The sequence below is a fragment of the Ruminococcus sp. AF31-8BH genome (assembly GCF_003460605.1).
Classification (GTDB): Bacteria; Bacillota; Clostridia; order Lachnospirales; family Lachnospiraceae; genus Blautia_A; species Blautia_A acetigignens.
The window spans coordinates 381,609-395,752 of record NZ_QTVN01000001.1 but is presented as its reverse complement, the minus strand read 5'-3'; the positions used below and the strand labels follow the sequence as shown (position 1 = coordinate 395,752).

At 42.2% G+C, this 14,144-nt stretch carries 10 protein-coding genes and 1 pseudogene; 10 read left to right on the top strand and 1 reads right to left on the bottom strand.

What is annotated here, in order from left to right:
- Positions 1-709 precede the first annotated feature (709 nt).
- The 3 genes and pseudogenes from ltrA (at position 710) to DWZ38_RS23245 (ending at position 3,220) form a co-directional block, all read left to right on the top strand.
- The gene (gene ltrA, locus DWZ38_RS01740; protein WP_117849656.1) at positions 710-2,005 is read left to right on the top strand and encodes a group II intron reverse transcriptase/maturase; all 1,296 of its coding nucleotides are present in this window, start codon (positions 710-712) and stop codon (positions 2,003-2,005) included.
- 357 nt (positions 2,006-2,362) lie between these two features.
- Positions 2,363-3,019, top strand: a pseudogene (locus tag DWZ38_RS01730) (reverse transcriptase domain-containing protein); the annotation flags it as partial.
- Complete coding sequence (locus DWZ38_RS23245; RefSeq protein ID WP_347518583.1) at positions 3,008-3,220, top strand: glycosyl hydrolase family 65 protein; 213 nt, start codon at positions 3,008-3,010, stop codon at positions 3,218-3,220. The pseudogene DWZ38_RS01730 and the gene DWZ38_RS23245, both read left to right, overlap by 12 nt.
- A 115-nt stretch (positions 3,221-3,335) precedes the next feature.
- Here the strand turns inward: DWZ38_RS23245 and DWZ38_RS01725 are convergent, their stop codons facing one another.
- Positions 3,336-4,694 carry an MATE family efflux transporter gene (locus tag DWZ38_RS01725; protein WP_117849520.1) on the bottom strand — a complete coding sequence of 453 codons (1,359 nt, stop codon included), beginning with the start codon at positions 4,692-4,694 and terminating at the stop codon, positions 3,336-3,338.
- 621 nt (positions 4,695-5,315) lie between these two features.
- On the opposite strand from DWZ38_RS01725, the gene DWZ38_RS01720 reads away from it, so the two are divergent.
- From DWZ38_RS01720 to mobT, 7 genes are all read left to right on the top strand, one after another.
- Positions 5,316-6,215, top strand: a complete 900-nt coding sequence (locus tag DWZ38_RS01720; RefSeq protein WP_243000108.1) for a transposase — start codon at positions 5,316-5,318, stop codon at positions 6,213-6,215.
- Positions 6,173-6,814, top strand: a complete 642-nt coding sequence (locus tag DWZ38_RS22590; RefSeq protein ID WP_243000107.1) for a hypothetical protein — start codon at positions 6,173-6,175, stop codon at positions 6,812-6,814. Before DWZ38_RS01720 ends, DWZ38_RS22590 begins: the two co-directional genes overlap by 43 nt.
- Positions 6,815-7,391: 577 nt before the next feature.
- A complete protein-coding gene (locus DWZ38_RS01710) occupies positions 7,392-10,445 on the top strand; it encodes a VaFE repeat-containing surface-anchored protein (protein ID WP_117849519.1) in 3,054 nt (1,017 codons plus the stop codon).
- A gap of 177 nt (positions 10,446-10,622) precedes the next feature.
- Positions 10,623-10,946 carry a YdcP family protein gene (locus DWZ38_RS01705; RefSeq protein ID WP_008704175.1) on the top strand — a complete coding sequence of 108 codons (324 nt, stop codon included), beginning with the start codon at positions 10,623-10,625 and terminating at the stop codon, positions 10,944-10,946.
- Between the two features lie 15 nt (positions 10,947-10,961).
- Positions 10,962-11,345 (top strand): YdcP family protein, encoded by a 384-nt coding sequence (locus DWZ38_RS01700; protein WP_005423181.1) that lies wholly within the window; start codon positions 10,962-10,964, stop codon positions 11,343-11,345.
- Between the two features lie 13 nt (positions 11,346-11,358).
- Positions 11,359-12,750 carry an FtsK/SpoIIIE domain-containing protein gene (locus DWZ38_RS01695; RefSeq protein WP_117849518.1) on the top strand — a complete coding sequence of 464 codons (1,392 nt, stop codon included), beginning with the start codon at positions 11,359-11,361 and terminating at the stop codon, positions 12,748-12,750.
- A 185-nt stretch (positions 12,751-12,935) separates the two neighbouring features.
- Positions 12,936-14,141 (top strand): MobT family relaxase, encoded by a 1,206-nt coding sequence (gene mobT / locus DWZ38_RS01690; RefSeq protein WP_207661310.1) that lies wholly within the window; start codon positions 12,936-12,938, stop codon positions 14,139-14,141.
- Positions 14,142-14,144 lie beyond the last annotated feature (3 nt).

Here is a 14,144-nt window from a genome sequence, read left to right as displayed (position 1 = left end):
AACTGGAAGGCTGAGACCAGCCATGATAGCTGGAATTAAGAAGTAAATGGAATGTAACAGGAAAGCGTCCACCGGAAGGTGCTGTTACAGGAAAGAAGTCAGTAATACAACAAACAAAGAATGAGCCAGTAGTCGGCAGGAATATATTCCAGAGGGCATGACCCTGTAAAGGAGCTGAGCTGACACCCTGGTTATGGACAGGCGGGACGAGAGGTACGCCCAGAAGGGCATACAGATTAATGAGTGGAAATCTCATCCAGTAAGGTGTAGCCGCACCACTGGTAGCGAGTTTTGGGGATACAGAGGTAACGATGTATTCTAAGTGTAAACAGTTAGGAAATAGGGCTGAAAGTGATTGAGCTCCGAAATCTACGTAACCCGTAGGTCGACGTTTTCTTTCGGACGGAAGACAATACGTATGTTTCTGTTTGGGTTAGGAAGCATATGCTACGGCGGAGTCTGAGAGCCAGCCATGTTTTACAATGTCTGTATGTTACCTGGGGAGAACCTATACTTTCCTGTGTTAACAGGTATGACGTACGAATGAGAAAAGGAAATCAAATGGAGTATAGGTAGTCGGATGGCCGAATAGTACTAATGAAGGTGGGTAATGCCACTGGAGGGAAGTCGAGAACGGATAACATATATCCAGCCACACGACATCATATCAAAAGGGAAACATTATCTACACTCAGAGGTAGGACAAATAATGACAACAAAACTTGAGAGAATCTCAGAATTATCAAAACAACATCCAGAAATGAAATTTAATTCTATTGGGCATTTGATTAACATTGAGATGCTTAAAGAATGCCACTACAAAATGGATGGCAGAAAAGCGGTCGGGATTGATGGCATTTCAAAAGAAGAATATAACTCAAATCTTGATAACAATCTAAAACAGCTAGTGGAGAAGCTTAAGAATAAAAGCTATCGACCTAGACCAGCACGTAAAGTGGAAATGCCAAAAGAGAATGGTAAGACCAGACCTCTTAGTATCTATTCATATGAAGATAAACTGGTTCAGGAAGCACTTAGGAAAGTTTTGGAATCGGTCTTTGAACCCCACTTCTACAGTAATATGTGCGGCTTCAGACCAAACCGCAACTGCCATGGAGCTATAAGAATGCTAAATGACATGATTGAAGGACATAAGACGAATTATATACTGGATGCCGATATAAAAGGCTTCTTTGATAATTTGAATCATGACTGGATAATGAAATTTATTTCATCAAGAATTACAGACAGCAGTGTGCTCCGACTGGTAGAAAAGATGCTCAAAGCAGGTATTCTTAAGAATGGAGAATTTTATGTTGACGAATTCGGTGCCGGACAGGGAAGCGTATGTTCACCAATAATTGCGAACATATATATGCATTATGTTCTTATATGGTGGTTTAATGAGAAAATAAGACCACTGCTAAAAGGATATGCAGACATAGTTATCTATGCGGATGATTTTGTGTGCTGCTTTCAATATAAGAATGACGCAGAACTCTTTTATGAACATCTTAAGAGAAGGATGAATCACTTCGGGCTGTCCTTAGAGGAATCAAAGACTCGATTAATTTATTTTGGTCGATTCACTGCTGATAACCTTAAAAGACAGGGGAACAAACCAGAAACATTTGACTTCCTAGGCTTCACTCATTATTGTTCCAAAAGCCGAAACGGTAATTTCAGAGTAAAACATAAAACTGCCAATAAGAAATATCGGAAGAAATGTAAACAGATGAATATCACTATACGCGACATGAGATTTGAAAAGAAGAAATATATTCTTGCAAAAGTAAATCAGATTTTAATCGGGTATTACCATTATTATGGAATAAGTGATAACTATCAAATGATGGATAACTTCCGTAAGAGAGTTATTCAGATTCTTTATTTTTGGATGAATAGGCGTAGTCAGAGGAAAAGTTATACATGGGATGGATTCAATCAATTTTTGAAGGAGCATCCTATAGTAAGACCACGTATTTATGTGAGCCTATATGGATAATCTGAGGCATAAGTGTCGTGAAGAGCCGTATGCCTGAATTGGGCACGTACGGATCTGTGGGGGATATACTTAGTAATAGGTGTTTCTACCCGACAAGTTAGGACTCGGCATAGACTGATGATCCTGGTAGACATGGGAGGTTCGCTGCCGTAGATGGATGGGTACACACAAGGCCATGTAAAACGAAATAAGAAGACGTTTTACTTCGTGCACCCAAAATCCACTATTTTCGTACCAGATACAGAGAAATGTCCATTCCTATGGCTCCTTCTTCTGAGATATTTATTGATGAAACACTAAAAAATCTTTGATTTTCAAGGAAAAAAGACTTGACTATATAGGGAGGAATGACCGTCTATGGCAGAAAACATTGAAAACAATGGCTGTTCGCAAAGAGATAATGCGGAACATGAAGGGTATGTGAAAGCGTCTAGGTCATTCAATCGGATATGGAAAGAAAGAGACAGTGCACAGCCGAGACTTTTGGAAGCGATACTGTATAAAGACAACTTTAACAGAGCATATAAGAGAGTTAAGGCAAACAAGGGAGCGCCGGGAATTGATGGCATGACCATTGAGAAGGCTCTTCCATATCTAAAGGAACATCAACAAGAGTTAACCGACCGCATTTATCGTGGAAAGTATACTCCGTCTCCAGTAAGACGAGTTGAGATTCCAAAACCAGATGGTGGTGTGCGAAAGCTTGGCATACCAACAGTGATAGACCGTACACTTCAACAGGCAATAACCCAACAGTTAGTGCCAATCTATGAACCGCTGTTTGCAGATGGTAGCTATGGCTATCGTCCGAACAGAAGTGCAAAAGATGCAATACTTAAGGTTAAGGAGTATGCCGAACAAGGCTATACATTTGCTGTAGTCCTTGACTTGTCAAAGTACTTCGATACTCTTAATCATGAAATTCTCATAAATCTTCTCCGGAAGAATGTAAAAGATGAACGTGTGGTACAGTTGATAAAGCGCTATCTGAAAAGCGGTGTAATGGAAAACGGAGAAATCCGTATACGGCCTACGATTCCGGATGAATGGTCCTGCTACAGACTGGAAAAAATAAAATGCCAGGAAAAAGAACTGAGCAGTATCTATGATAAAACCGGAGAAAAATATCACCGGGAAAAAGGATTCCAGGTATGGTGCAATGGAGAATGTATCCATAAATCTTTGTATCCGGAAGAAATAAAAGTTGCAAGATGATAAAACGGCTACAATGCCCATTGATATGTTATCACATATTTACTGGGTTTGTAGCCGTTTCTTTTGGGGTGAAATCATGTTGTCTTTTGCACTCTGCTGAACTGTCTCAAATGCATTAATTAAGAGGATTGCTATAATTATATTTATGCATCCGCACATAATAGCTGATGCATAAAATCATAGTGGCTCCGCTCCATGCTGCGATCTCTGCAAAGAAAATACCGTCCTGTCCGATGAAATGGGGAAGGATCAGTGCAGCACTGATACGCATGACAAATTCAGCCATACCACTTACCATAGGCATTAAGGTATCTCCCAGCCCCTGAAGTGCAGATCTGTACACGTACAGGAAGTACAAAACCCAGAGCATGGCAGCCATAATAGAGAGGTATTTAAAAGCAATTGCCAGTACCTGCTGTGTCTGCTGTGGTTCACCTGAAATGAAAAGTGAGAGAATATTTTTTCCAAATAAAAACATGGCAGCAGAAATGATCAGTGAGGTAAGCAGGGAAAGCAGCATACTGCTGCGGACACCTTTCCTGATCCTGTCAATCTTTCCGGCTCCCAGATTCTGTCCCACATAAGTAACGATGGCATATCCATAGGAAATAGCTGCCATTTCCAGCAGACCATAAAGCTTATTTGTAGCTGTAAATCCTGCCACAAAAAGGAAACCGTAGCCATTGATCACATACTGGACTACCAGACCGCCCACACCGATGATGATATTCTGGAATACAACAGGAATGCCAAGCTTCATCAGGCGGGCATTCATGCCGGAGGCAGGCATAAAATCTGTTTTGGTCAGATGAACGATATCAATTCTGCGTAAAATCAGGAAACAGTAAACAGCAGAGAAGCTCTGTGCGATTACAGTTGCGATTGCTGCTCCTGCAACACCCCATCCGAAGCCTGCCACAAAAAGGATGTCCAGTGAAACATTCAGCACAGATGCGATGATCATTGCAGTCAGTGGTGTTTTGCTGTTTCCCATAGCCCTTAGGGCAGAGGCAAACATATTATAGGCGGCTGTGGCCGGGATTCCACAGAAAATGATGCGCAGATATAACAGAGACATTCCGATAATATTGGAAGGTGTATGCAGTCCTGTTAATATCAGTGAAGCAAAGGACTGGCTGAGAATGAATACTCCCACTGCGATGAATGCGGTCAGCCGATAACTGTGTGCCAGAGATTTACGCAGATTTTCGAAATTCTTTGCCCCATAATACTGGGAAAGCTGAATGGAAAATCCCTGGGTGAGTCCGGTGGATATTCCTGTGACAACCCACATCAGAAAGTCAACAGCGCCCAGTGCTGCAAGAGCCTCTACACCTGCAATCTGGCCAACGACCATGGTATCCACCATTGTATAAAGCTGCTGACAGATATTCCCCAACATCAGGGGAATTGCAAAAAGAATGATCAACCGTCCCGGCGAACCGGAGGTCATATCCTGAATCCTGGTTTTCATTGGTATAAAAGTTCCTTTCCGGAGCATATTTGAAAAGGATTGAGAATGATTTTTCAAATATGCTCTGATATTTACATTGATAATTTTATATCATTAACGTGAAAAATGAAATATAATATTTCATCCAGATGATATAAATTTATCTGTTATTGTAGATATATTACCTGAATCAGTTAAGTCCCCTGCTTCAATTGCAAAAAGCAATAAATTATGGATGGAGACTTTATATTTGCAGCAATATATTCTGTAGAGACAATGGCTATTTACAAATATGACCACCACTTTACAACTTTTTCATAAAAAAATATCGTACAGGGCTTTCTGATGTATAATGAGTTTGCTCCAAAACATTACAAAGGAAAGTGACCCTGTACGACAAAGACATTATACAACGAAAAGACTCTGACTGGTAGACTTCACAAATATTTTTTGATTTATTTTGAAACTTTTTTTGCTCCAACAGCAGATACTTTGTTTTTACTCGTTTTATCAATACTAACATTGGAATCTGTACATTCCATTCGATTTTTATATCAGCACTTTTTGTCTGGGATTACCACAAAATCCCTCAATACCTTTTACCACGCATGTTCCTATGCATAAGTTGATTATTCCCACTTTATGAATATCACAGCTAAAGTTGCTTTGAGAATGATACCGGATTCACTGGCAACACAGCCGATATTTCTTTGTGTGGATGATACCATGGTAGCAAAGGCAGGAACTCGGTTTGAGAATGTTTCAAAACTCTTTGACCATGCCGCACATAATGGTTCCAATTATCTGAATGGACACTGCTTTGTAAGTATTATGCTTTGCACACCTGTATGGAAGAATGACAGGGTATCTTATCTTTCACTTCCTCTTGGATATCGCATGTGGCAGAAAAAAGAATCAAAGCTGGAACTTGCTGCATCCATGATCCGTCAGGTCATGCCTGAATTTCAGGAGAAAAAGCAGGTTATTATCCTCTGTGACAGCTGGTACACAAAGCGAAATCTGGTTTCAATCGTTGATGAATACCTGAATCTGGATCTTATCGGCAATGCCAGGATTGATTCTGTCATGTATGCTCCTGCACATACCGGCCGCAGAGGACGTCCCGCCAAACATGGGAAGAGACTTTCTGTTGAAACAGATTTTGCTTTTTCCAATGAAAAGATCGGAGATTACTATATCGGAGCACACCGTGTGATCACCAACCTTTTTGGATGTCGGGAAATTCAGGCTTATGTGACCGCTACTGAAAAAGAACACGGTACAAAACGCCTGTTTTTCAGCACCATTTTCCCGGAAGACTTGCAGATTTTCTGTGCCTGGCAGGAAAAAGAACCATTAAACCAGACAGGAAGTGACAGGATGAAATATATTCCGCTGTTTTTGTACTCGTTCCGGTGGAACATAATACCGATATCGGCATTAGGAATATTGAAACAAGCTACTATGAACAGAAAACGTTCTGGTCTTTTTGTAACTATATGGTGCGAAGCTGCAAAGGGATTGAAATGCTTGTCAATCTGATTAACATCAGTTACTGTGCCATGAAGATTCTGCCCTATCAGAACGAACATTTTTCTGAGTATCGTACAAAAAGCGTACAGGAGTTTCGTTTTGAATTAAGTCAGGGCATTCGCAGTCAGATATTTTTTGCCACTTTCGTGAAAAATATCGAAACACATATAAAATCAAATGCTATGACAAAGGCCTTAAAACAGCTGATTCATCAACAAGTCTATGTGGATATGAAGAACCGGGAGATTCATGTAGGTGGACAGCTTGTGTATTATGAAGGCGGTGAAGGATATTGTTTCCATAATTCAGAAACCAAAACGGATGCAGATATCAGAGATATTCCTATGACGCAGATGGTATATGATGCGTTCCGTAAGCAGAGAGAACTGAATCTGATGCTTGGTTTGCAGAGTAATGTGGAGATTGGAGGACGCAGTGGATTCATCTTCAATACAAAGAATGGACATCCGTTTAGCGCCGACCGTAGCGAAGACCATTCAGATGCACAGATCACCATGAATGTCTACAATCATATTGCAGAAAAGTCTCATGTGGAGAATGAAATGTCTAAAATGCACCTGCCGGAAACCGTACCTGCTGTGGTATAAACCATAAGTCGTTGTCGTAAAATGTGGTAAGAAAATCAGACGAATATATTTTTCCAAAGATTTGTCGTAAAAATGTGGTTAAATCAAGAAAATCGAGTGCGAAAGAAAGTGAAAATCCCTGTGAAGCTGTGAGATACGCCATGCACAGCTCGGGAAAGAATTCCCTCGCTGTAGGGCTGTCGCCCTATAAAATAGCAAAAATAAACGCCTTCGCAAGTAAACTTGCGGGGCGTTATTTTCACCATTTTGCATGGCTTGTAGCGTTCACAAAATCTTCACAAAATAATTAGCACTCACCTCTTGTTATTGTGACGTTGGTTTTGTCTAGTTTCATATAGTCCCGTAACGCCCTAGTTACAAGGGTTTCACGTATTTTGAAAATTTGTAGCTGTTCATCAAAAATCGTCATTTTTCAGAAATTTGGGGTCAAAATTGGCGTCAGATAGCACACCAGAGAGAAAAATTAAATATTTTATAGACTATGGAACGTACACTTTTGGCGTTCCTTTTCTATTTCCAGTCGTTCAGAAATGGACGGCTTTTTTCATACCCAAAATCGAAAGGAGAAAGAAGAAATATGAATAAGCTAGTAAAGCGATTGCTGACAGGAACGCTTGCTTTTGCAACCATTCTCACGGCATTACCAGTGACGGCGGTTCATGCTTCCGGCAATCAATACTGGACAGAATCAGCAGAACGTGTCGGCTACATTGAACACGTTATGAATGACGGTTCTATCAAATCTACATTCAATGAGGGACACATGAAAGTTGAGGGCGAAACTGCCTACTGTGTGGACATCAATACCAGTTTTAAGAATGGATATAAAACACGTTCTGACGCAAGCACCCGTATGAGTAGCGATCAAATTGCGGACGTTGCTCTTTCCTTAGAGTACGTCAAGCAATATACCGCTTCTCATACGAACTTGAATTACAAACAGGGATACTTGCTGGAACAGTGTGTTGTCTGGCAGAGATTGAGTGAACAGCTCGGCTGGCAGTGCGATAACGTCAGAGCTTCCTATAATGAAATTTCACAGGCGGTACAGAATGAAGTGTACGCTGGTGCGAAAGCATTTGTGAAAGCAAACAAGGGACGTTATGAATGTGGCGGTTACATTTATACTGGCGAAGGACAGGACATCGGACAGTTCTGGGCGAAGTTAAATGTGGGAAATGCAAAAGTCAAAAAGACTTCTTCCAATCCAACGGTCACAGATGGTAACGCCAGCTATTCCTTTGAGGGTGCGACATTTGGTGTCTATTCTGATAAGGGCTGTAACAGCCAGCTTGCCACACTTACTGCCGATGGAAACGGCGATACCAAAGAAGTTGAGGTAAAAGCCGGAACAGTTTACATCAAAGAACTTTCTGCTCCAAAGGGTTACAAGCTGGATTCTACTGTCCATGCCTTAAATGTGGAAGTTGGAAAAACAGCGACTTTGACTGTTGCCGACACTCCAAAAGTTACAGAAACTTTGATTGATTTATTCAAAATTGACATGGAAACAGGCAAATCCAGTCCACAGGGAAATGCTTCTTTAGAGGGTGCAGAGTTCACATGGAGCTATTATGACGGTTACTACAATGCAGATAATCTTCCAGCAAAAGCTACCCGTACATGGACAACGAAAACCGTTGCCGAAAAAGACAGTGACGGAACTAGCCATTATGTATCCAGACTTGCCGACAGCTACAAAGTATCTGGCGACAGCTTCTATACACAGGACGGTAAAAATGTACTGCCACTTGGTACACTCACTGTAACAGAAACAAAAGCACCAAACGGCTACTTATTAGATGATGCATATATGCAGGCTGACGGAAGTTCCGAACAGATTAAGGGAACATACCTTACACAGATTTCCGAAGCTGGCGAACTTGCTGTACTTTCTGGAAGTAACCAGTATTCCGTATCTGACAAGGTTATCCGTGGCGGTGTGAAAATCCAGAAACGTGACCTTGAAACAAAGGATACCAAAGCACAGGGAAGTGCGACCTTACAGTACACAGAGTTCAATATCATTTCCTTAAATGACAGTCCTGTACTGGTTGAGGGGAAATTATATAACAAGAATGAAACTGTCAAGAAGATTCAGACAGGCATTGACGGAATCGCTTCTACTTCTGCTGACTTGCTCCCTTACGGAAAATACAGATTAGAAGAAAGCAAAGCACCAGAGGGCTACTTGGCAGACGGTGCAAAAGCAATCGACTTTTCTATCACGGAAGATGGAAAAATCGTGGATTTGACCGACAAATCCCACTCTGTCTACAACCAGATTAAGCGTGGCGATATTGAGGGTGTAAAAATCGGTGCAGGTACACACAAACGTCTTGCAGGTGTTCCATTCAGAATTACAAGCAAGACAACAGGAGAATCCCACATTGTAGTTACTGACAAAAACGGTCAGTTCTCCACTGCTTCAAGCTGGGCTTCCCACAAGGTCAATACCAATGCCGGAAAATCCAGTGAGGACGGTGTATGGTTTGGTACATCTGAACCAGACGACAGCAAAGGTGCATTACTCTATGATACCTATGTGATTGAGGAATTAAAGTGTGATTCCAACGCCGGATTTAAGCTGATTCCAGCTTTTGAGGTAGTCGTATCCAGAAATAAAGTGACCGTAGATTTAGGGACACTGACCGATGCATACGAAAAAGAAATCACAATCCACACCACAGCTACCGACAAAAAAACAGGCGAAAAAATGATTGTTGCCGGAAAAAACATCAAGATCGTGGACAAAGTCACACTTGATGGCTTGGAAGCTGGAACAAAATATAAACTTTCCGGCTGGCAGATGTTAAAGGAAGAAAACGCCGAACTTCTGATTGACGGGAAACGTGTAGACAGTGATTATACTTTCACTGCTGACAGTGAAAAAATGACGGTTGAGGTTACTTACAGTTTTGACGGTTCAGCTCTTGGCGGTCAGAACCTTGTTACTTTTGAGGAATTGTACGATATGAGCAATCCGAAAGAGCCTGTCAAGGTTGCCGAACATAAAGACATCAACGATGATGGACAGACCGTTCTTATCACGGAACGTATCATCAAAATCCATACGACCGCTACGGACAAGAACGGCAAGAAAGAAATCGAAGCTGGAAAAGATGTAACGATTGTGGATAAAGTCACATTAGATGGTCTGGAAGTTGGAACAAAATACAAACTTTCCGGCTGGCAGATGTTAAAAGAGGAAAATGCAGAACTTCTGATTGATGGAAAGAAAGTATCCAATGATTATGAGTTTACAGCCGACAATGAAAAAATGACGGTTGAGATTGCCTTTACCTTTGATGGTTCTTCTCTTGGTGGCAAGAGCCTTGTCACATTTGAGGAATTATACGATATGAGCAATCCAGACGAACCAAAGAAAGTAACAGAACATAAGGACATCACAGACGATGGACAGACTGTGACAATCAAGGAAGTGCCGGAAATCCCAGACACACCAAAGGATACCGACACGCCGGATACACCATCTACGGTTACTAAGACAAGTGACAGTCCAAAAACAGGCGACAATACCAATATCTATGCTTATCTTGCCATGCTCGGTCTTTCCTGCGTAGGGCTTGGCGGTATGCTTTACTTCAAACGCCGTAGAAAAAAATCGTAAGGCGGTAACGTAGCGGTTGGTAGAGCGTTCAAGGTCGCCACCCTTTTTGCAACTTCACGCTCCCGTGAAGCTCTGATTTACGGGAGCGTGAAGTCCACTAGGGGCGTGGGGAGTGTAGCTCCCCACAAAGTACAGCAGGAAAGAAACTAAAACAGAAAGAAAAGAGGTCAATCATTTATGGAATTAAGATTTGTCGTACCAAACATGGAAAAGACATTCGGAAACTTGGAGTTTGCCGGAGAAAATACTACGGAACAGCAGAGAATCAACGGGCGTATGGCTGTCATTACCAGAAGCTACAACCTGTATTCCGATGTGCAGAGAGCCGATGATGTAGTTGTGACACTTCCTGCCAAAGCTGGTGAAAAACACTTCTCGCCGGAGCAGAAAGTAAAACTTATCAACCCACGAATTACTACCGATGGCTATAAAATCGGGGAACGTGGATTTGTCAATTACATCTTACTTGCAGACGATATGTTACCAGCAGAAAGTAAATAAGGGGGTATTCAGATTATGAGATTAGCAAATGGAATCGTCATTGATAAAGAAAAGACTTTTGGAGTGTTGAAGTTCTCCGCATTACGCCGTGAGGTTCATGTACAGAATGAAGATGGAACGGTCAGTGAAGAAATCAAGGAGCGTACTTACGATTTAAAGTGCAACACACAGGGACGCATGATACAGGTATCCGTTCCGGCGACTGTTCCGTTAAAGGACTATGACTACAACGCCGAAGTGGAACTTATCAATCCTGTTGCAGATACGGTAGCCAATGCAAATTACCGTGGTGCAGATGTGGACTGGTATGTAAAGGCAGACGATATTGTTTTGAAGAACAAAGGCACTCATGCCGGAAATCCACAGAACAATGCTCCACAGCAACCGCCGAAGAAATAAGAGGTGTTAGCGTATGACGTGGAAAAAGAAAGGTAACAGGATTCGTGCCAGTGACAAATCGCTGGTCTATCACTTCTGTATCGGTTGGCTGTTGCTCCTGTTCGTTGCGGTGTTCCTGCTACTGAATCTGCGACAGCTCCTTGTTATAGACTGGAAAGATTTTAACCTGCTCCATGCCGGAATTACTTGGACTGCCTACAATTCCATTACGGTTCTGATAGCGACTGGTGTTTGTGCATTGGTCGCTTTCCTCTACTACCGTTACGGATATGACCGTATCAAGCGTTTGCTACACAGACAAAAGCTGGCTCGCATGGTGCTGGAAAATAAATGGTATGAAGCGGAGAACACCAAAGACAGCGTTTTTTTCACTGACCTGCAAAGCAGATCAAGAGAAAAAATCGTGTGGTTTCCGAAAATTTATTACCAGATGGAAAATGGATTGCTCCATATCCTGTGTGAAATCACAATGGGAAAATATCAAGAACAGCTTCTGTCCTTAGAGGACAAATTGGAATCGGGGCTGTACTGTGAGCTGACTGATAAGACACTGCATGACGGCTATATCGAATACACCCTGCTCTATGATATGATAGCGAACCGTATTTCGATTGATGAAGTGATTGCCGAAAACGGCGGTCTGCGGTTAATGAAAAATCTGGTGTGGGAATATGATTCACTTCCCCATGCCCTTATCTGTGGTGGTACTGGCGGTGGAAAGACCTATTTTCTGTTGACCATCATTGAAGCCCTGCTTAGAACCAATGCGGATTTATACATTCTTGATCCGAAGAACGCTGACCTTGCAGATTTGGGAACAGTCATGGGAAATGTCTACCACACGAAAGACGATATGATTGACTGCGTCAATGCCTTTTATGAGGGCATGGTCACACGCTCAGAAGAAATGAAACTGCACCCGAACTACCGCACAGGAGAAAACTATGCTTATCTGGGGCTTGCTCCACAATTCCTTATCTTTGATGAATATGTGGCGTTTTTGGAAATGCTGACGACAAAGGAAAGCACTGCCCTGTTAAGCCAGCTAAAGAAAATCGTTATGCTCGGCAGACAGGCTGGATACTTTCTGATTGTGGCTTGCCAGCGTCCAGACGCAAAATATTTCGGAGATGGTATCAGAGATAATTTCAATTTCCGTGTGGGACTTGGTCGGCTGAGTGAACTTGGCTATGGTATGCTCTTTGGAAGTGATGTGAAAAAGCAGTTTTTCCAGAAGCAAATCAAAGGGCGTGGATACTGTGATGTAGGAACAAGTGTCATCTCGGAATTTTATACTCCCCTTGTACCCAAAAGCTATGATTTCTTGGGTACGATTGGGAAACTTGCACACATAAGGCAGGACGGACAGGTGGCGTGCGGAGCGAAAGCCACAGGTACGGACTAGCCTTGCTGGTGTGGCGGTAGCCACGCCAGCATATATTAAGCCCCTCGGTATCTAACAGAGGGGCACAAATCACAAGGAAACATACACAAAAGTTACCGATTCTTGGCTAAAATCAAGCGTTTGGTAGCTTTTTTTACTGCTGTGACATCTGATAAAAAATGTCACAGTTTTTTCGTAAAGGGGGTATCGCACTGAATGATACAGAGTGGATACAGGATTTTGCAGACAAACGTTTGCAGTACGGTGTATCCCAGACGAAACTTGCGGTCATGGCTGGAATCAGCCGTGAACATTTAAGCCGTATCGAATCCGGCAAGGTGGCGGTCACAGAAGAAATGAAAGTAAAACTTTTGGAAGCTCTGGAAAAATTCAATCCAGAAGCACCGCTTACCATGCTGTTTGATTATGTGAGGATACGGTTTCCGACACTGGATATTGGACACATCATCAAAGATATTTTACAGCTCAATATTCAGTACATGATACATGAGGACTTCGGGCATTACAGTTATACAGAACACTACTACATCGGAGATATTTTCGTATATACTTCTCCCGATGAAGAAAAAGGTGTCCTGCTGGAACTGAAAGGAAAAGGCTGTCGCCAGTTTGAAAGTTATCTGCTGGCACAGGAACGGAGCTGGTATGATTTCCTTATGGACGCTCTGGTGGACGGTGGTGTGATGAAACGCCTTGACCTTGCCATCAATGACCATACGGGAATGTTAGATATTCCAGAACTGACCGAAAAATGCCGGAATGAGGAATGTATATCGGTATTCCGTTCCTTTAAGTCCTATGCTTCCGGCGAACTGGTCAAGCATGAGGAACAGGACAAGGCTGGTATGGGCTATACACTTTATATCGGCTCATTGAAAAGTGAGGTGTACTTCTGTGTCTATGAAAAAAGCTATGAGCAGTACATCAAACTTGGGATTCCCATTGAGGAAGCACCGATAAAAAACAGATTTGAAATACGGTTAAAAAATGAACGTGCTTATTATGCTGTCCGTGACCTGCTGACTTACTATGACGCTGAACGGACGGCATTTTCTATTATCAACCGTTATGTACGCTTTGTGGATAAGGAAGCAGACAAGAAACGGAGCGACTGGAAATTATCTGTCCGCTGGGCGTGGTTCATCGGGGAAAACAGAGAGCCGTTAAAGCTCACGACCAAACCCGAACCCTACACACTGGACAGAACCCTACGCTGGATTCAACGGCAGGTTGACCCGACACTCAAAATGCTGGAAACAATCACAGCGAAAACAGGGATTGATTATCTGAAAGAAATCCGTAAATCCACGAAACTGACGGAAAAGCATTACAAGATAATTGAACAGCAGACCACATCTACCGAAGATGTGATTTTAGAAAAGGAGAATTGAAAA

What these genes read in the sequence shown, in the direction of transcription:
- DWZ38_RS01695 (WP_117849518.1), top strand. Translation starts at nt 11,359, where the DNA reads ATGACGTGGAAAAAGAAAGGTAACAGGATTCGTGCCAGTGACAAATCG.
- DWZ38_RS23245 (WP_347518583.1), top strand. Translation starts at nt 3,008, where the DNA reads ATGGAAAACGGAGAAATCCGTATACGGCCTACGATTCCGGATGAATGG.
- DWZ38_RS01705 (WP_008704175.1), top strand. Translation starts at nt 10,623, where the DNA reads ATGGAATTAAGATTTGTCGTACCAAACATGGAAAAGACATTCGGAAAC.
- DWZ38_RS01720 (WP_243000108.1), top strand. Translation starts at nt 5,316, where the DNA reads ATGAATATCACAGCTAAAGTTGCTTTGAGAATGATACCGGATTCACTG.
- ltrA (WP_117849656.1), top strand. Translation starts at nt 710, where the DNA reads ATGACAACAAAACTTGAGAGAATCTCAGAATTATCAAAACAACATCCA.
- DWZ38_RS22590 (WP_243000107.1), top strand. Translation starts at nt 6,173, where the DNA reads ATGGTGCGAAGCTGCAAAGGGATTGAAATGCTTGTCAATCTGATTAAC.
- DWZ38_RS01700 (WP_005423181.1), top strand. Translation starts at nt 10,962, where the DNA reads ATGAGATTAGCAAATGGAATCGTCATTGATAAAGAAAAGACTTTTGGA.
- DWZ38_RS01725 (WP_117849520.1), bottom strand. Translation starts at nt 4,694, where the DNA reads ATGAAAACCAGGATTCAGGATATGACCTCCGGTTCGCCGGGACGGTTG.
- DWZ38_RS01710 (WP_117849519.1), top strand. Translation starts at nt 7,392, where the DNA reads ATGAATAAGCTAGTAAAGCGATTGCTGACAGGAACGCTTGCTTTTGCA.